Origin of the sequence: Aeromonas allosaccharophila (genome assembly GCF_000819685.1) — a bacterium.
Classification (GTDB): Bacteria; Pseudomonadota; Gammaproteobacteria; order Enterobacterales; family Aeromonadaceae; genus Aeromonas; species Aeromonas allosaccharophila.
This window is the reverse complement of sequence record NZ_CDBR01000098.1, coordinates 20,014-38,183: the sequence shown is the minus strand read 5'-3', so window position 1 is coordinate 38,183 and position 18,170 is coordinate 20,014. Positions and strand designations below refer to the sequence as shown.

The 18,170-nt window shown below is 58.3% G+C and carries 16 protein-coding genes, 4 tRNA genes and 2 pseudogenes; 10 read left to right on the top strand and 12 right to left on the bottom strand.

The window, feature by feature from the left end; translation table 11 throughout:
• Positions 1-54: 54 nt before the first annotated feature.
• The 10 genes and pseudogenes from BN1115_RS17775 to lolB all read right to left on the bottom strand — a co-directional run bounded on the left by BN1115_RS17775 (position 55) and on the right by lolB (position 7,359).
• Positions 55-129 (bottom strand) — tRNA-Gln (locus BN1115_RS17775).
• A gap of 45 nt (positions 130-174) precedes the next feature.
• A tRNA-Gln gene (locus tag BN1115_RS17770) sits at positions 175-249 on the bottom strand.
• A gap of 8 nt (positions 250-257) precedes the next feature.
• Positions 258-334 (bottom strand) — tRNA-Met (locus BN1115_RS17765).
• A 234-nt stretch (positions 335-568) separates the two neighbouring features.
• Positions 569-1,660: a redox-regulated ATPase YchF gene (gene ychF / locus BN1115_RS17760; RefSeq protein WP_042658193.1), complete on the bottom strand. Its 1,092-nt coding sequence runs from the start codon at positions 1,658-1,660 to the stop codon at positions 569-571.
• A 116-nt stretch (positions 1,661-1,776) separates the two neighbouring features.
• A complete protein-coding gene (pth, locus tag BN1115_RS17755) occupies positions 1,777-2,373 on the bottom strand; it encodes an aminoacyl-tRNA hydrolase (RefSeq protein ID WP_042658192.1) in 597 nt (198 codons plus the stop codon).
• A gap of 231 nt (positions 2,374-2,604) precedes the next feature.
• The gene (locus tag BN1115_RS17750; protein ID WP_042658191.1) at positions 2,605-4,593 is read right to left on the bottom strand and encodes a bifunctional metallophosphatase/5'-nucleotidase; all 1,989 of its coding nucleotides are present in this window, start codon (positions 4,591-4,593) and stop codon (positions 2,605-2,607) included.
• A gap of 116 nt (positions 4,594-4,709) precedes the next feature.
• Positions 4,710-5,657 (bottom strand): ribose-phosphate pyrophosphokinase, encoded by a 948-nt coding sequence (locus tag BN1115_RS17745; RefSeq protein WP_005330162.1) that lies wholly within the window; start codon positions 5,655-5,657, stop codon positions 4,710-4,712.
• A 199-nt stretch (positions 5,658-5,856) separates the two neighbouring features.
• Positions 5,857-5,931, bottom strand: a tRNA-Gln gene (locus BN1115_RS17740).
• Positions 5,911-6,781, bottom strand: a pseudogene (ispE, locus tag BN1115_RS17735) (4-(cytidine 5'-diphospho)-2-C-methyl-D-erythritol kinase). The gene BN1115_RS17740 and the pseudogene ispE overlap by 21 nt, the downstream one beginning before the upstream one ends.
• The gene (lolB, locus tag BN1115_RS17730; RefSeq protein WP_042061300.1) at positions 6,781-7,359 is read right to left on the bottom strand and encodes a lipoprotein insertase outer membrane protein LolB; all 579 of its coding nucleotides are present in this window, start codon (positions 7,357-7,359) and stop codon (positions 6,781-6,783) included. Before lolB ends, ispE begins: the two are co-directional and overlap by 1 nt.
• 126 nt (positions 7,360-7,485) lie before the next feature.
• Here lolB and hemA point away from each other — a divergent pair, with 126 nt between their 5' ends.
• The 7 genes from hemA to BN1115_RS17695 all read left to right on the top strand — a co-directional run bounded on the left by hemA (position 7,486) and on the right by BN1115_RS17695 (position 14,501).
• Positions 7,486-8,745 (top strand): glutamyl-tRNA reductase, encoded by a 1,260-nt coding sequence (hemA, locus tag BN1115_RS17725; RefSeq protein ID WP_042658189.1) that lies wholly within the window; start codon positions 7,486-7,488, stop codon positions 8,743-8,745.
• 51 nt (positions 8,746-8,796) lie between these two features.
• On the top strand, positions 8,797-9,885 hold the full coding sequence (prfA, locus tag BN1115_RS17720; RefSeq protein ID WP_042658188.1) for a peptide chain release factor 1: 1,089 nt from the start codon (positions 8,797-8,799) through the stop codon (positions 9,883-9,885).
• Positions 9,886-9,946: 61 nt separating this feature from the next.
• Positions 9,947-10,798 carry a peptide chain release factor N(5)-glutamine methyltransferase gene (gene prmC, locus BN1115_RS17715; RefSeq protein WP_042658187.1) on the top strand — a complete coding sequence of 284 codons (852 nt, stop codon included), beginning with the start codon at positions 9,947-9,949 and terminating at the stop codon, positions 10,796-10,798.
• Positions 10,799-10,854: 56 nt separating this feature from the next.
• Positions 10,855-11,238: a SirB2 family protein gene (locus BN1115_RS17710; protein ID WP_042658186.1), complete on the top strand. Its 384-nt coding sequence runs from the start codon at positions 10,855-10,857 to the stop codon at positions 11,236-11,238.
• A 12-nt stretch (positions 11,239-11,250) separates the two neighbouring features.
• Positions 11,251-12,051, top strand: coding sequence for a SirB1 family protein (locus tag BN1115_RS17705; RefSeq protein WP_042658185.1), 801 nt, complete (start codon positions 11,251-11,253; stop codon positions 12,049-12,051).
• 11 nt (positions 12,052-12,062) lie between these two features.
• Positions 12,063-12,917, top strand: coding sequence for a 3-deoxy-8-phosphooctulonate synthase (kdsA, locus tag BN1115_RS17700; protein ID WP_042658184.1), 855 nt, complete (start codon positions 12,063-12,065; stop codon positions 12,915-12,917).
• A gap of 303 nt (positions 12,918-13,220) precedes the next feature.
• Entirely contained in the window at positions 13,221-14,501 is a 1,281-nt protein-coding gene (locus BN1115_RS17695) for a dicarboxylate/amino acid:cation symporter (RefSeq protein WP_042658183.1), read from the top strand.
• Between the two features lie 118 nt (positions 14,502-14,619).
• Here BN1115_RS17695 and grcA read toward each other — a convergent pair whose 3' ends face one another.
• On the bottom strand, positions 14,620-15,000 hold the full coding sequence (gene grcA, locus BN1115_RS17690; RefSeq protein ID WP_042658182.1) for an autonomous glycyl radical cofactor GrcA: 381 nt from the start codon (positions 14,998-15,000) through the stop codon (positions 14,620-14,622).
• Positions 15,001-15,369: 369 nt separating this feature from the next.
• Between grcA and BN1115_RS17685 the strand changes: the two genes are divergently transcribed.
• The 3 genes from BN1115_RS17685 to BN1115_RS17675 all read left to right on the top strand — a co-directional run bounded on the left by BN1115_RS17685 (position 15,370) and on the right by BN1115_RS17675 (position 17,479).
• Positions 15,370-16,110: a substrate-binding periplasmic protein gene (locus BN1115_RS17685; protein ID WP_042658181.1), complete on the top strand. Its 741-nt coding sequence runs from the start codon at positions 15,370-15,372 to the stop codon at positions 16,108-16,110.
• 69 nt (positions 16,111-16,179) lie between these two features.
• Positions 16,180-16,857, top strand: coding sequence for a uracil-DNA glycosylase (ung, locus tag BN1115_RS17680; protein WP_042658180.1), 678 nt, complete (start codon positions 16,180-16,182; stop codon positions 16,855-16,857).
• A 70-nt stretch (positions 16,858-16,927) separates the two neighbouring features.
• On the top strand, positions 16,928-17,479 hold the full coding sequence (locus BN1115_RS17675) for a hemerythrin domain-containing protein (protein WP_042658179.1): 552 nt from the start codon (positions 16,928-16,930) through the stop codon (positions 17,477-17,479).
• 100 nt (positions 17,480-17,579) lie between these two features.
• Here the strand turns inward: BN1115_RS17675 and BN1115_RS17670 are convergent.
• Positions 17,580-17,801, bottom strand: a pseudogene (locus BN1115_RS17670) (hypothetical protein); the annotation flags it as partial.
• Positions 17,802-18,170: the final 369 nt, after the last annotated feature.

Here is an 18,170-nt window from a genome sequence, read left to right as displayed (position 1 = left end):
CAACTGAGCTACATAGCCGTCTTGTGTTCAACGTGAGTCAAATACAAGTAAAAATGGCTGGGGTACTAGGATTCGAACCTAGGGATGGCGAGATCAAAACCCGCTGCCTTACCGCTTGGCGATACCCCAACAGTGCTCTTCAACAATCACCAGACTGGCAAAGAACTTCAAAAATGGCTGGGGTACTAGGATTCGAACCTAGGGATGGCGAGATCAAAACCCGCTGCCTTACCGCTTGGCGATACCCCAACTAGAGATGGTGGCTATGACGGGATTCGAACCTGTGACCCCCGCATTATGAGTGCGATGCTCTAACCAACTGAGCTACATAGCCAACCTTGCTTCCGATGAGTCGTTGCCTCGTCACCGTGCGGGCCGAATTATGCGTATCTGGCTCTGGGGCGTCAACCCTTTTTTTGCCAGAAAAACGCAATTTGAGTGCGTTTGACCAGTTATTGGCCTCTGTTGCGCAAAAGCCCAACAATCTGGTTTTTTTTAAGACATAGCCATCATTGCCCGGGCAATGACAGATAAAAAACAGGCCAGCAAATGCTGGCCTGTCATGGGATTAGACGTTGAACAGGAAATTCATGATATCGCCATCTTTGACGATGTAATCTTTCCCTTCAGCGCGCATCTTGCCCGCTTCCTTGGCGCCTTGCTCACCCTTGTAGTTGATAAAGTCTTCAAAGGCGATGGTTTGGGCGCGAATAAAGCCTTTTTCAAAGTCGGTGTGGATCTTGCCAGCCGCTTGCGGGGCCGTGGCACCGACCGGGATGGTCCAGGCACGCACCTCTTTCACACCGGCGGTGAAGTAGGTCTGCAGGTTGAGCAGCTCGTAACCGGAGCGGATAACGCGGTTCAGACCCGGCTCTTCGATGCCAAGGTCAGCCATGAACTCGGCGCGATCTTCGTCGTCCAGCTCGGCGATGTCCGCTTCAATGGCGCAGCAGACCACGACCACGACCGCGTTCTCGGCGGCGGCGATTTCACGCACCTTGTCGAGGTAGGGGTTGTTCTCGAAACCGTCTTCCGCCACGTTGGCGATATACATGGTGGGTTTCAGGGTCAGGAAGTTGAGGTGGCTCACGGCGGCCAGCTCTTCTTTATCCAGCTTCAGACCACGGATCATCTGACCGTTTTCCAGCGCGACGAGGATCTTCTCCAGCACTTCCACTTCCAGCTTGGCATCCTTGTCGCCGCCTTTGGCGCGCTTGGACTGGCGGTGAATGGCGCGCTCGCAGGCGTCCAGATCCGACAGGGCCAGCTCGGTGTTGATCACTTCGATATCGTCAGCCGGAGAGACCTTGCCGGCAACGTGAATGATGTTCTCGTCATCGAAGCAGCGCACCACGTGGCCGATCGCTTCGGTTTCACGGATGTTGGCCAGGAACTGGTTGCCCAGACCTTCGCCCTTGGAGGCGCCGGCAACCAAGCCTGCGATGTCGACGAATTCCATGGTGGTCGGCACAACGCGCTGCGGATTGATGATGGCAGCCAGCTGATCGAGGCGGGGATCCGGCATCGGGACCACACCGGTGTTTGGCTCGATGGTGCAGAACGGGAAGTTGGCGGCTTCGATACCGGCCTTGGTCAGCGCGTTGAACAGGGTGGATTTGCCTACATTGGGCAGGCCCACGATACCGCATTTAAAACCCATGGATTGTTACCTTACTTGATGGATGCTGTTGGGGGTCGCCCGCAGGCGGCCCATGTCATGCTTGTTCTGGTCGTTGCTCATGCACCGGCACAATGCCCGTACAGGGTCAAACCGACTTATACCTTTTCAGCCTTGAAGCTGTGCAAGCGATTCATGGCCTTGGTCATATCTTGTTTGAACAGGATATCGGTGGCGCGCAGGGATTCATCCAGTGCGGCGTCGATCAGGCTCTGTTCACTGCTGGGAGCCTTGGTCAGGACGAAGCCTGCCACCTGCTCTTTGCTGCCGGGATGGCCGATCCCGAGACGCAGCCGGAAAAAGTTATTGTTGTTGCCCATCCTGGCGATGATGTCCTTGAGGCCGTTATGGCCGCCATGACCACCACCCTGCTTGAACTTGGCGATGCCTGGCGGCAGATCCAGTTCGTCATGGGCAACCAGCATCGCTTCCGGCTCAATCTGATAAAAACGCGCCAGTGCGGCCACCGCCTTGCCAGAGAGGTTCATATAGGTGTTCGGGATGAGCAGCCGCACATCCTGCCCCTCGACCAGAATGCGGGCAGTATGGCCGAAGAATTTGGGTTCTTCACGCAGGCTGACATTGTGCCAGCGGGCCAGTTGCTCCACATACCAGGTGCCCGCGTTGTGGCGGGTCTTGGCATATTCCGGGCCGGGGTTGCCCAGTCCGACGATCAGTTTGATTTCGCTTGTCACGCTTGATGTCTTCACTCGCAGCTGCCGTGGGCACACTACCCAGGGCAATAGGACGCAATATTCTAGCCGCCGAGTGGCGATCACTCAACCAATGCTCATGTTATGGCGTAATTTGCCCCACTATTGCGGCTAATCGGTGCGGTTAATGGGTGGCTAACAGTGGGCAAACGGGCCTCTTGCATGAGGCCCGTTTCAGCTTACCGATGGACTGTGCCTGGTTGACTACAGTCGTTATTTGGCGCGCAGTAGGGTGACAGTTTCCTCATCCAGCGCGGTCAGGGTGGGGCGGGCATCGCGCACATACTCGACGAAGGAGGCCGCATCGGTGCCGCAATCCACGCCGCTGGCCTTGCAATCAAGGGCTTGGTCCGGGGCATAGACTGCGCTCAGCAGCTCGCCGTTTTGTGTCACTTTCAGCACCGGGAAGGCGGTCAGCTTGCCATTGACGCTGGCGATGTCGACCCGCTCGCTCTGGTGGCGCTGGGCATTGGCCAGTGCCTGCCAGCCATCGTTGCCGTTGGCGCTGTAGGCGTTCATCACCACCCGATAGCGCTGGTTATCCACCAGATCCTGCCACTCGCCGCTTGCGGTCTTGCGCTGCAATTGGGTTAGGGTGCCCGTTTTGCCTGCATCGGTCTCCTGGAAGGTGTAACGCAGGTGGCCACCATAGGGGAACTTGCCGGCATGGGCGCTGGCGGGCAGGGTGGCGGTGATGGTTTCGCTCAGCAGGGCGCGCACCTCGGCGCCGGTCAGGGTCAGCACCGAGAGCTGGTTCTTGAACGGCAGCAGGGTGAGGGCACTATCCCCCTCGCGCCATTCGCCAGCGGGCAGTTCGGCGCGCACGCCGCCCACCGCCAGCAGGGCGAAATCGACCGGCCCGCCGGTCAGTGCTTGCACTGCTGGCGTATTGGCCCAGTAGAACTCCCCTTCGGCAACCAGCGGCGCTACATCTGAGCCGTGGCTGTCGCTGCCGTTGTCGCCGGGGCGACGGGCATTTTGCAACTGCTCGGGAATGGTGCCGATCACCGGGCCGTAGGCTTGCTCCAGCGCCGGTTTGTAATGGCTGTCGATGATGCCGCGCAGGCGAGGGTCTTCATCCACAGTCACCAGATTGGGCTGGTTGTCGATAAACTGGCTCGCCTCTTTGCTGCGGGTATCGTCGAGCGCCTGCTTGCGCGCCGCATCGGCGAAGAAGTCGCGGCTGGCCAGCAGGCTGTTGTGGCCCTGGCAGTCGGTCACCTGACCGTGGCTGTCAAAGGTCACCTGGGCCAGACCGATGGCCTGGGCATAGGAACCCGCCTGCACCACGCAGGTTTTGCCGATACCATCCGGATTGGTCACTAGCTTGGCGTAGTCACCGGTCTTGCCCCAACCGATATTGCGAAAATCGCCGAGCAGGCTGTGGGAGTGGCCGCCGACGATGGCATCGAGGCCGTTCACCTTGGCCGCCAGCGCCAGATCCCGCTCGTTGCCAATGTGGGTGAGGGCGACGATCTGGTGGATTCCCTTGGTTTGCAGCATGTCGACCGTGGCCTGAGCCGAGGCGACCTCTTTGCCAAAGCGCAGCTTGCCGACGTTGGGGGCAATATTGCCCATGTCTTCCAGCACCAGACCGACGACGGCGACCAGCTGTTTGCCTTGCGGCAGATTATTGATGTCGGTGACCGGGCTCTTCTGGTTGCCGTCAAAGGCGTAGACCACGAAGGGCTTGAGGTTGTCTGCCTTGCTGAGGGCCGGATCGGCCTTGGTGTCGAGGTTGGCGGCCAGCACCGGGAAGTTGACCCCCTCGATGAAGCGGGCCAGCTTCTGGTTGTCCAGATCGAACTCGTGGTTGCCCAGCGCCATGGCATCGAGGCCGAACTGGCTCAGCAACTCGGCGTTGGCCATCCCCTCGTTGAGCTTGAAGTAGCCGCTGCCCTGCCAGGCATCGCCGCCGTGCAGCAGCAGCAAGGGCTGGTTCTTGGCCAGCGCATCGGCCTGATAGGCTTTCGCCATGGTCAGCAGGCGCGGATAACCGCCAAAGCGGGTATAGAGGGTGTCCGTTTCCCCCTGCGGGGCAAAGATCTGCCCTTTGATCTCGGCATTGACCGGATCAAACTGGGAGTGGGTGTCGTTCATGTGCGCCAGGGTCAGCACGAAGGGCGGGTTCTCTTTGACGGGCTGACAGGCGAACAGGGCGCAGGTGAGGGTCGCGAGCAGGAGGGGACGCAAGCAATTCATGGGTAAATCCTTAAGCCTGCCGGGGGCAGGGTCGTACCAGATAGCAGAAAGTTGGAAAGAGATGGTCCAGAAAGACGAAAACCGCCTGATGGCGGTTTTCGTTATTGCTGAATCTATCAATGCTCAAACATGGCAGAGATGGACTCTTCGTTGCTGATGCGACGAATGGCTTCGGCCAGTACAGTCGACAGGGTCAGCTGTTTGACTTTGCCAATCGCTTTCATCTCCGCAGTGAGCGGGATGGAGTCGGTGATGATCAGTTCATCGATCACCGAGTTTTTGATGTTCTCGACGGCAGTGCCGGAGAAGACCGGGTGAGTGGCGTAAGCGAATACTCGCTTGGCGCCGCGCTCTTTCAGGGCTTCTGCGGCTTTGCACAGGGTGCCGCCGGTGTCGATCATGTCATCGACGATGACGCAGTCGCGGCCGGCAACGTCACCGATCAGGTGCATGACCTGGGAAACGTTCGGGCGGGGACGGCGCTTGTCGATGATGGCGATGTCGGTGTCATCCAGCAGCTTGGCGATAGCGCGGGCACGCACTACGCCACCGATGTCCGGGGAGACGACGACAGGAGACTCGAGGTTCTTGGCTTTCATGTCTTCCAGCAGCACCGGGCTACCGAACACGTTGTCTACCGGAACGTCGAAGAAACCTTGAATTTGCTCGGCATGCAGGTCAACGGTCAGCACGCGATCCACACCGACGCTGGAGAGGAAGTCAGCGACAACCTTGGCGGTGATAGGTACACGGGCGGAGCGGACGCGGCGGTCCTGACGGGCATAACCAAAGTAGGGGATAACGGCAGTGATACGGCCAGCTGAAGCACGACGCAGTGCATCTACCATGACGATCAATTCCATCAAATTGTCGTTGGTCGGGGCACAGGTGGATTGAATGATGAAGATATCGCCACCACGTACATTCTCATTGATCTGTACGCTGATCTCGCCGTCGCTAAAGCGACCTACGGCAGCATTGCCGAGTTTGATAAACAGGCGATCTGCGATCTTCTGGGCTAGTTCCGGCGTTGCGTTACCAGCAAACAGCTTCATGTCAGGCACGGTTTGAAACCTCGGGGTTGCATCCAGTATGTGGGGGAGTCTGAAATCAGACCCTATCGTTTTGGGGCAAACGATTTATCAAGATAACGTACAGGGCGTCTGCTGCCCAATGAATGATTGTGATGATACCGGTAACCCGAATCCGTGGCCGAGTGCAAAACCGGCCACGTTAATCATCATCAATGCTGTTCGGCAAAATTGGCTGGGGTACTAGGATTCGAACCTAGGAATGGCGAGATCAAAACCCGCTGCCTTACCGCTTGGCGATACCCCAATCATTTGAACTGTTGCAATGTGGAGAAGAGAGGTGATATGTTCTCGCCCTTGGCGACAAACCCATCAAGTCCCTCCGGCACGCAGGCCAACACTTCCCGAGCAGTCACTTCGTCTTCAAATTGAGCAAAGACGCAGGCTCCTGTGCCCGTCATTCTTGACGGCGCGTATTCTAGCAACCAGCCGAGCGCATTGGCAACCTCGGGGTGGCGCTTTTTCACCAGTGATTCGCAATCGTTTTTCCACTCACCTTCCAGCAGGTTGTCCAGCGCCATTTTCGGTGTGGCTCTGGGCAGGTCCGGATCCTGGAATACGGCCGCGGTCGCCACATGGCAATCGGGCTTGAGCACCAGATACCAGGCATCGGGCAGTTCGACCGGTTGCAGCCGCTCGCCCACCCCTTCGGCAAAGGCCGCCTTGCCACGAACAAACACCGGCACATCGGCCCCCAGCTGGACGCCGAGCGCTGCCAGTTCATCTTCGCTTAAACCCGCTTGCCAGAGGTGGTTAAGCGCCACCAGCGTGGTTGCGGCATCGGACGAACCGCCGCCAATGCCGCCTCCCATGGGCAGCACTTTCTCCAGCCGGATATGGGCCCCCTGCGGGTTCGGCAGCCTTGCCTGCAGCAGGCGTGCCGCCCGGATGATCAGATTCTGCTCATCCGGCACCCCGGGAATGGCAGGGCTCAGGGTGAGTGTGTCGCTATCAGGAATCACCTCGAACTCGAGCCAGTCGCTGTGGTTGAGGAAGATAAACAGAGTCTGCAGCTCGTGATAGCCATCGGGACGACGGCCATTGACGTGTAAAAACAGGTTGAGTTTGGCCGGTGCCGGCCAGCGTGTGGAAGCCATTAACGTGCAAGAGTCCATTGGTTGATCTGAAGCTTGAGGCGGCTGTTCTGGCCGGTCATGGTCAGCAGGTGCGGCAGGCGGTAGCCATCCTGATCCCGATAATCGCCATAGACGATCTGCCACTGGCCGTCGCGCACGCTGGCCAGACTGCTGTCGGGGTTGAGTTCAAACTCTGCCTGACCCGGCAGCCCCTTGATCCACTCCGGCAATCCGGCGACCGGAATATTCCAGCCGGTGAGCTGATAGATCAGCGCTTCGGCGTCCTGGCTCTGGTGGCGATTGCCGTCGCTGTCGAGCAGGGTGATCTCCCCCTTGCTGCGAGAGAGCTCCAGAATGCTGGTGCCAATCAGGCTGGTGAGGTTGAGGCGATAATCCTCGCCATCCTGCTGCCAGTTGAGGCGGGCGCTGCCCTTTTGCTGGGGGGTGATGATGGCCATCTTGCCGGACAGCTGCCAGTGGGTCAGCTGCTCGAGACGGGTCCGCTCCTGGTTCCAGTTCACCTGGTCACGCTGGGGCTGGGTGGTGGCACAACCGGCCAGCAACAGCAGGCAGGTGAGGGTAAAAATACGTAGCAGCAAGAGACGGCTCCAGAGAGAGGAATTTGCCACAGTATACGGGGCGGCCGTATTGCTTTTAAAGACTTACCCTTTCTCGTACAATTGGCAGCCTTTGCACCCAGCGTATGAAATGATCGTCGCCCACTCATGAGTTTGCTTGCCCTCGGAATCAACCACAACACCGCCAGTGTCGCCTTGCGGGAACGGGTCGCCTTTGGCCCGGACTGCATCGATCGCGCCTTGCGTGAGCTGGTGAGCCAACCCGGTGTCAGCGAGGCGGTGATCGTCTCCACCTGCAACCGGACCGAACTCTATTGCAATCTGGACGGGGAGCGGCAGGAGCAAGTGCTGCGCTGGCTGCAGCAGTTCCACGGGCTGGACGCGGCCGAATTGGTCACCGCCATCTATCAGCATCACGACGAAGAGGCGGTACGCCACCTGATGCGGGTGGCGTGCGGGCTCGACTCGCTGGTGCTGGGAGAGCCGCAGATCCTGGGGCAAATCAAGCAATCCTATGCCCACGCCCAGCAGTCCGAATCCCTCAAGGGGACGCTGGAGCGGCTGTTCCAGAAATCCTTCTCGGTGGCGAAAAGAGTGCGCACCGATACCGAGATTGGCGCCAGTGCCGTGTCGGTGGCGTTTGCCGCCGTCAGTCTGGGTCGGCGGATCTTCTCTGATCTCTCCCAGACCAAGGTGTTGCTGGTCGGGGCGGGGGAGACCATCGAACTGGTGGCCCGTCATCTGCGCGAGCAGAACGTCACCCAGATGATGGTGGCCAACCGCACCTTGCAGCGCGCCCAGACCCTGGCGACCGAATTCGGCGCCCAGGTGATGACGCTCGAAGAGATCCCCGACTATCTGCACGAGGCGGATATCGTCATCAGTTCGACGGCGAGCCCGCTGCCCATCATCGGCAAGGGGATGGTGGAGCGCGCCCTCAAGGCCCGCCGCTTCAAGCCGATGTTTCTGGTGGATATTGCCGTACCGCGCGACATCGAAGCGGAAGTCGATGAGCTCTCCGATGCCTATCTCTACACGGTGGATGATCTGCAGGGGATCATCGAGCAGAACCTCGAGACCCGTAAACGGGCTGCCGCGCAGGCGGAAGTGATCGTGCAGGAAGAGCGCGACGAGTTCATGGGCTGGTATCGCGGCCAGAGCTCGGTCGATCTCATTCGCGACTACCGCCATCAGTCCCAACAGGTGGCTGACGAAGAGCTGCAACGGGCCCTGCTGGCGCTGGCACAGGGCGAGAGTGCCGAACAGGCGCTCAAGGCGATGGCCCATCGCCTCACCAACAAATTGATCCACGCGCCGACCCAGGCGTTGCGCCAGGCTGCTTCCCAGGGGGATCAGAGCGAGCTCTCCCGCTTGCGGCAGGCGCTGGGGTTGTCGCAAGAGCCATAATTTTCGGGCAACCTGCCGGTTGTCCCGTCCTCCATTGAGAATGCAAGAGTTATGAATCCGTCACTGATCAGAAAGCTGGAAGGCCTCATCGAGCGCCACGAAGAAGTACAGGCCATGCTCGGCGAGCCGGATGTGGTCTCGGATCAGGATCGCTACCGCGCCCTGACCCGTGAATATGCCCAGCTGGAAGATATCGTTCACGCCTTCCAGCGTTACCGTCAGGCTCAGGATGATCTGGAGACCACCCAGATGATGCTGGAGGAGGATGACGCTGACCTGCGCGAGATGGCGCAGGAGGAGCTGCCGCTGGCCAAGGCCAATCTGGAGGCGCTGGAGCAGGAGCTGCAACTGATGTTGCTGCCCAAGGATCCCAAGGATGACAACAACTGTTATCTGGAGATCCGCGCCGGTGCCGGTGGCGACGAAGCGGCCATCTTTGCCGGTGACCTGTTCCGCATGTACTCCCGCTTTGCCGAGCGTCAGGGCTGGCGCGTCTCCATCGTCAGCTGCAACGACGGTGAGTACGGTGGCTACAAGGAGGTGATCGCCAAGATCGACGGCGAGCGCGTCTATGGCCGCCTCAAGTTTGAATCCGGTGGTCACCGGGTGCAGCGGGTGCCGGAGACCGAATCTCAGGGCCGGGTGCACACCTCCGCCTGTACCGTCGCCGTGCTGCCGGAAGTGCCGGAAGCCGAGCAGATCGAGATCAACCCTTCCGATCTGAAGATCGACACCTTCCGTGCCTCCGGTGCCGGTGGCCAGCACGTCAACAAGACCGACTCGGCCATTCGCATCACTCACCTGCCGACCGGTCTGGTGGTGGAGTGTCAGGACGAGCGCTCCCAGCACAAGAACCGCGCCAAGGCGATGTCAGTGCTCTCCGCCCGCCTGCAAGCTGCCGAGGATGAGCGCCACCGTGCCGCCGAGCAAAGCACCCGCCGCAATCTGGTGGGCTCTGGTGATCGCTCCGAGCGCATTCGTACCTACAACTACCCGCAGGGCCGTCTCTCCGAGCACCGTATCAACCTGACCCTGTACCGCCTCTCCGAGATCCTGGAAGGGGATCTGGACTGCATCATTACCCCGCTGGTGCAGGAGTATCAGGCCGATCAGCTCGCCTCGCTGGCCGAGAACAACTGATGCAAATGGTAATCCGGCAAGCTCGCATTAAGTGTGGTGCCCATAAGGTGGAGTGGCACTGATGCAGATCCAGCAGGCCCGCGCCCATATCATGACTGTGCTGGCAGAGGGGGAATCCCCCCGCGCCGATGCCGATGTGCTGCTTTGCCATCTGCTCGATTGCCGTCGCAGCTACCTGATGACCTGGCCAGAGCGCGAGCTGGATGCCGCCCAGCAGGCCACCCTGCAGACGTGGCTGGCCCGTCGTCTCAATGGCGAACCCATCGCCCATCTCGTTGGAGAGCGGGAGTTCTGGTCGCTGCCCCTCAAGGTAAGTCCGGCGACCCTGATCCCGCGCCCCGATACCGAGGTGCTGGTCGAGCAGGCGCTGACCAGAATCCCGCAGGGGCCGTGCGCCGTGCTGGATCTCGGCACCGGCACCGGCGCCATCGCGCTGGCGCTCAAGTCCGAGCGGCCCGAAATCGATGTGTGGGCGGTGGATCGGATGGCGGATGCTGCCGCACTGGCTCGCGAGAACAGCGCTGCGCTGGGGTTACCCATCGAGGTGCGCGATGGCAGCTGGTTCGAGCCCCTTGGCGAACCGGATCGCGACAAGACGCCACGATTTGCGGTGATTGTCTCCAATCCCCCCTATATTGATGGCGCCGATCCCCATCTCGAGCAGGGTGACGTGCGCTTTGAACCCCGCTCGGCGCTGGTTGCCGATGACGCCGGGCTGGCCGATATCCGCCATATCGTGGCCCATGCCCCCGCTTATCTGCTGACCGATGGCTGGTTGCTGCTGGAACATGGCTGGGATCAGGGGGAGGCGGTGCGTCAGTTGCTGCGCGATAGCGGCTACCGCGAGGTAGCCACAGTGCGCGATTACGGGGATAACGACAGGGTGACACTGGGCCTCTGCCCGCTGCGCTGACGGTCCCTTACTGTTACACGGCGGGTCGCCTGTGCGCCGCCATGCAAGGATTGAATATGTTTTTTGTGCTCAAGCACCTGCACCTCATCCTGATTGCCGGGGCCGTGCTGATGTTTATGCTCCGCTTCTACTGGGTGCAGACCGCCACTGGCCGTGCCTACAGCGCGCCGGTGATGAAGGTCAGCGGCTGGCTCAATGGTCTGGTGGTGCTCTCTGGCGTATTGCTCTGCATGGTGCTGGATCTCAACCCGCTCAATAACGGAACGCCCTGGCTCAGCGAAAAGCTGATGGCCATTCTGGTGCTGGTATTTCTGGCGGCGATGGCGCTGCGGCTGGCCAAAAGCAATCTGGTGCGCTGGTGCTCCTTTCTGGGGGCGCTCGGCTGGATCTACTTTATTGCCAAGTTGGCAGTGCTCAAACAGACGAGTGTGTTCGGCTAAGGCATGAAGAGAATGTTACACATAGACGAATGGACCGATTTCGAAGCCCACGACATCACCGAGCTGGCGTTGTCTGTCAGCGATGAGATTTATGGCTCGGCCGAGGAGGGGATGCGTGAGCTGAACCTGCTGGACGAGTGGCTGGACGAACAGATCGAAGAGGGCACCTGCGACGAGGTGCGCCAGCAGCTGCTGCAAGGCTTCTACCACAGCCTCGGCTTTCATGGCAACTGGCAGGACTACTTCTCGGCCAACAACTGCGACCTCAATCAGGTGCTGGTACAGCGCAAGGGGATCCCGGTCAGCCTCGGCATTCTCATCATCCAGCTTGGGCGCAAGCTCGGGCTCGATGTGGAGGGGATTTGCTTCCCCGGACACTTCCTGGTGAGCTTTGCCGGTGGCGAGGGGGAGGTCTATGTCGATCCCTTTACCGGTGACGAGCTGAGTCTGGCCCGCATCGAGTTGCTGCTGCGCGGCGCGCTGGGGGACTTGGCGACCCTGACCCCCGACTACCTGCAGCCCTCCGGCCAGTGGGAGATCATCGAACGGCTGCTCAACGTCAGCAAGGGTGCCCTGTTGCGGGAAGATCGCATGCCCGAGGCGCTGCGTTGCAGCGAGCTGTTGCTGCGGATGAAGCCCGGTGATCCGCTGGAGACGCGGGATCGCGGCTTTATCTATGAGCAGCTCGACTGCCCGCGCCAGGCTGCCGACGATTTTGAATATTTTATTGAACAATGCCCGGACGATCCCGTCGCCGATGTGCTGAAAGTGCAGCTGGCCGCGCTGGATCTTAGCCCCAAGCCCCTTCATTAAGGATGTCTTAGATGGAACAGAAGAATATCAAGATCAACCAGATCGACGTAGCCAACGACAAACCGTTCGTGCTGTTTGGCGGCATGAACGTGCTGGAATCCCGCGACATGGCGATGGCGGTGTGCGAGAAATACGTGGAAGTGACCAGCAAGCTGGGCATCCCGTTTGTCTTCAAGGCGAGCTGGGACAAGGCCAACCGCTCCTCCATCCACTCCTACCGCGGTCCGGGTCTGGAAGAGGGGATGAAGATTTTCCAGGAGCTGAAAGCGACCTTCGGCATGCCGGTGATCTCCGATCTGCACGAGCCCCATCAGGCCAAGCCGGTCGCCGAAGTGGTTGACGTTATCCAGCTGCCCGCCTTCCTTGCACGCCAGACCGATCTGGTGGAAGCCATGGCCCGCACCGGCAACGTCATCAACATCAAGAAGCCGCAGTTCCTCAGCCCAAGCCAGATGAAGAACATCACCGACAAGTTCGAGGAGTGCGGCAACGATCAGCTGATCCTGTGCGAGCGCGGTGCCAACTTCGGCTACGACAACCTGGTGGTGGACATGCTGGGTCTGGGGGTGATGAAGAAGAGCACTGGCGGCTATCCAGTGATCTTTGACGTGACCCACTCCCTGCAGTGCCGTGATCCGCTGGGTGCGGCCTCCGGTGGTCGTCGCGAGCAGGTGACCGAGCTGGCGCGCGCCGGTATGGCGGTCGGTCTGGCCGGTCTCTTTATCGAATCCCACCCGGATCCGAAAATTGCCCGCTGTGATGGCCCGAGCGCCCTGCCGCTGGAGAAGCTGGAAGGTTTCCTCAAGCAGATGAAGGCCATTGATGACCTGATCAAGGGCTTTGAACCCCTCGATACCTCCGTCTGATCCACGGTACCGGTTTCGTGATGCCAAATGCCCCGCCATGCGGGGCATTTTTATATCCAAAATGTTTTCATTGAGGTCTTAAATAAATCAACGACCAATATATCATGGTTATCGTGGTGTTAATGATGTTAAATTAGTTGTGTGATTAATGTCTCTTAATTGCTTCTTATAACGTGTGAAAGTGGCGCTGTTGCAATGATGAAATAGCATGATGCTGGCGAGAGAAAGATATTTTCTCGTGACGGATCAGTGCATGCCGATTTCTACCATATGAGATGTCAATTAATTAACAGGACGTTAATCATGCACAAGAAAGTATTTAGCAGCCTTTATTTCCAGGTATTGCTCGCGATTACCCTTGGGGTATTTCTGGGGCATGTCTATCCGGAACTGGGCGCCAATATGAAACCCCTTGGCGATGGCTTTGTCAAATTGATCAAGATGATTATCGCCCCCGTTATTTTCTGTACTGTAGTGACCGGTATTGCCGGGATGGAGAGTATGAAGGCGGTCGGCAAGACCGGCGCCATTGCCCTGATCTACTTTGAGGTGGTCAGTACCATCGCCCTCATCATCGGGTTGTGCGTGGTCAACCTGTTGCAGCCGGGGGGAGGAATGAACATCGATCCGACCGCACTGGATGCCAGCGCCATCTCCGCCTATGCGGAGCAGGCCAAGTCACAGGGCATTATCGCCTTTTTGCTGGATATTATTCCGGGCAGCGTGATCGGTGCCTTTGCCAGCGGCAATATCTTGCAGGTATTGTTGTTTGCGGTGCTGTTCGGTTTTTCCCTGCATCATATTGGCGAAAAGGGACAGGTTATTTTCGGCGTCATCGACAGTTTCTCCAAAGTCATATTTGGTATTATCAACATGATAATGAGACTGGCGCCGATCGGTGCATTCGGGGCAATGGCATTTACCATCGGTAAATATGGGGTAGGTTCACTGGTACAGCTGGGACAGCTTATTGTCTGCTTCTATCTTACCTGCCTCTTCTTTATCTTCATCGTGCTGGGCAGCATCGCCAAAGCCTCAGGCTTCAGCATCCTGCGTTTCATCTCCTACATTCGTGAGGAGCTGCTGATCGTGCTGGGGACCTCCTCTTCCGAGTCGGTACTGCCGCGGATGCTGGACAAGATGGAGACGCTGGGTTGTCAGAAGTCGGTGGTGGGGCTGGTCATTCCGACCGGGTACTCCTTCAACCTGGATGGTACCTCCATCTATCTGACCATGGCGGCGATTTTTATCGCGCAGGCCACCAATACCCCGCTGGATCTGTTCCAGCAGATCACCCTGCTGGTGGTGCTGCTGATCTCCTCGAAAGGGGCGGCCGGGGTGACCGGTAGCGGCTTTATCGTGTTGGCGGCAACCATTTCGGCGGTGGGCCATCTGCCACTGGCCGGGCTGGCGCTGATTTTGGGGATCGATCGCTTCATGTCTGAAGCGCGGGCGCTGACCAACCTGATCGGTAACGGGGTTGCCACTGTGGTGGTCGCCAAATACTGCAAGCAGCTGGACGAGAAGAAGATGGATGCGGTGCTCGGCGGCAAGGCCGGGCAGCTGGACACGGACAGGGCTTAAGCGCGGTTTCCCCCCGCACGCCCGCGTTGGCTGGTGCGGGGGCAATAAAAAAACGGCCAATCGGCCGTTTTTTTGGTGCTGATACCGCCAGTATCAGCGGTTCACTGCAGGGCGCTGATTACAGGCTCTGGGTGAAAGTACGGGTAACCACGTCACGCTGCTGTTCCGGGGTCAGAGCATTGAAACGCACTGCGTAACCAGATACACGGATGGTCAGCTGCGGGTACTTCTCCGGGTTTTCGATTGCATCTTCCAGAGTTTCACGACGCAGTACGTTGACGTTCAGGTGCTGGCCACCTTCAACAGCAGGCTCAGCCTGAACCGGCAGTTCGCGGTATTCGAACTGACCCAGGTCAGCCAGTTGCACTTCTTGATCGGCAGTGAAGGCATCGCCTTTGGCGCAGATGCAGCGAGCCTGTTGCTTCTCTTCGTCCAGCAGCCAGAAAGAGTTCAGCAGAGCGGTGTTGGCGGCCTGGGTGATTTGAATGCCTTTGATCATGGTATGACTCCTCAATGGGAACGCGAATCCAACTGTAAGGAAATTACCCTGATGTATTTAAGCTACCGTCGATGGCGATGACTTAAAGGGCCCTTGCCTTACACCTTTTCTTTGATGGGGTCATATATACCACGGTGGTAATATTACCAAAATTGATCTAGATCAAGAAAATCCGACAAAGTGCCATTTCAATGGGATTAAATTCTTGAGTTGAATCAAAAATAGGTCATTTTTCTGATTTTGTAAGATATCCAAATTATGCATCTTTTATCTTGTTAATCTAGTAATTTAACTACATCTTTTCGGCTTTTTTCTGATGTTAATTGAGGGGTTGGCTACACTCAGCAAAAAAAGTGAGGAGAGTGCCGGGTGAATAATGGGTGGCGAAAGTGGGCATGGCTCGCCCTGTTTTGTTGCTGGGCAAATTGTGCTGCGGTGCGGGCCGAGACGGTGCGTATTGCCGTGGGCGAGTGGCCGCCCTATATCAGTGAGTCGTTGCCCAATCAGGGCTTTCTCTGTGAGGTGGTGCGCCAAGCCTTCGCCGAAGAGGGGCTCGATGTCAGCTTTCACTTCTATTCCTGGGCCGAGGCTTACCAGCTGACCCTAGAGGGGCGCTATGTGGTCACCATGCCCTGGTTTCGCTCCCGCGAGCGGGAACAGCTTTTCTATCTCTCCGCCTCGCTCGGCCATTTCACCACCCGCCTGATGACGCTGACCGGTACGCCTGCGGTCAATCTGGGTGAGCTGAAACACCAGCCGGTCGGGGTGACCCGTGGCTACTTCTATGGCGATGGCTTTGCCGCCCGCCAAGCCGGGCTCACCCTCGAGTGGTCAGATTCCGATGAGGAGAGCATGGGCAAGCTGCTCGACGGGCGGGTCCACTATCTGGTGATGGATGAGCAGGTGGCACAAACCCTGTTCCAGCAGGCGCTCGCCCGTCATCCCCAATCGCTGTCACTGACCGGCGCCGCCGATCCCATCTGGTCGCAACCGGGATACCTGCTGATGCGCAAGGTCGATCCCGAGGCGCGCCGTCTGATGCAGCTGTTCAATACCGGCCTGCGCAAGCTGGAGCGCTCGGGGCGCCTCGCCAGGCTCTGGAAAGCGTGAGCCACGGTTGCGTCTTGCGGGCTGGCCCCCTATCCTGAGCCCTTCGCCGTATCAAGTGAGGAGGCCGGGGTGCTGACCTGGAGTGATGTAATTGGCTCTGAGAAAGAGCAGGACTATTTCAAGAGTACGCTGGCAACCGTCAGAGCCGAGCGGGAAGCAGGCAAGGTGATCTACCCGCCAGCCACCGATGTGTTCAATGCCTTCAAGCTGACCGAGCTGGATCAGGTCAAGGTGGTGATCCTGGGCCAGGATCCCTACCACGGCCCCAATCAGGCGCACGGTCTCTGTTTCTCCGTTCTGCCCGGCGTGCGTACGCCCCCCTCACTGGTCAACGTCTATAAAGAGATGCAGCGGGATCTGCCAGGTTTCGTCACACCCAATCACGGCTTTCTCGAATCTTGGGCCAAACAGGGCGTCCTGCTGCTCAACACAGTGCTGACGGTTCAGGCCGGTCAGGCTCACTCTCACGCCCATCTGGGATGGGAGACCTTTACCGATCGGGTCATCGAGCAGATCAATGCCAGTTGTCAGGGGGTGGTGTTCCTGCTGTGGGGGGCCCACGCCCAGAAGAAGGGACGTTTCATCGACCGCCAGCGCCACTATGTACTGACCGCGCCACACCCGAGCCCCCTCTCTGCCCACCGCGGTTTCATCGGTTGCGGTCACTTTAGCGAGACCAATCGCTTGCTGGAACAACAGGGCAAGAGTCCGATAGAGTGGAAATCTGTCTGCATTCCACTTGATTGAGTGCAAAGTTCGGGCGACAAATGACCGTATACTCAGGGACATAACATTAATTCAGAGCCAAGGAGTGCCCATGTTATCCAGTCTGCACAAGGACCATCTCAACATCGCCCGACTCTTGGAGCTGCTCAAGCACAAGCTGGCAGCCATCCGTGCCGAAGAGCCCATCAGCTATTTTCTGGTGCGCGATGTCATCGACTACCTGCGGGAGGTCTCCGACAAGTACCACCATCCCAAGGAAGATCTCATCTATGACTACTACCTGAAATATCGGGTGGTGGAAGGGGAGGTCGCCAACCGCCTGCAGGAGGAGCATGTCAAGCTGCTGGAGGCGGGGGCCGATCTCAAGGAGATGGTGGAGATGATCCTGATGGATGCGGTGATCCCCCTCGATCAGTTCACCACCAAGCTGGAGCGCTTCGTGGAGTTGCAAGAGGCGCACATGAACTACGAAGAGGGGGTGATCTTCCCCCATCTGCGTGACTCCCTGACCGAAGATGACTGGCGTCAACTGGAGCAAAACTGGCAGAATCGCGCCATTGGCGACCCCCTGTTCGGCGCCGAGGTGAGCCAGCACTTTCAGGCGCTGGCCAAACGCCTCTCTTTGCCGCTTACGACCGGCTAATAGCAGCCCGTACCTGCAGCGCGGCGGGTAATGTGTGAGTGCAACTTGAGTGAAAACAGAAAGGCCTCCATTCGGAGGCCTTTTGCATGGTGGAGCAAGCTTACGCCTGTGGTTTCAGGAAGTTGCGATAGAGCATGTAGAGGTGGGCCGAGCTCCAGCTGAAGTTGCTGGCTCCCTGCATGGCGCCGGTCTCCGGATTGTAGTTTTCGCGGATGGGGACGCTGCCCGCCAACCCTCCGGTGTTGTTGAACTGTAGTGGTCTAATCACCTCGCGCACCCGCGCTGCAGTCTCCTTGTCGGCGACTTCTGCCCAGAACGGGCTCACCCTTCGCTATCTATACAATAAGGCTGCATTGCATTTTCGCTTGAGGCACAATATGGGCTGCAATATTAATTGTTTGACTCAATCAGAGTCTCTTTTTTATTGAGATTTCTCTCAATGGTAAAGCGATTGGATCTCTGAATAAGAGAGCCTGCCTGCCGCTGAAATATTCCCGAGGAGAAACAGTGTTGCCTAAGGGAATAGCCTAAAAATTCAAATAAAAATAACTGGTTGTCCATTGAGCGATCTGAGCGTATTTCGACACACGCATAGTGTGATGATGTTTTTTGCCCAACTCAATGTTAAGAGCAGTCCCGATGCGATTCCGGATGTGTAGGTATCCATCATGGAATCGTTTATCAAGGTTTC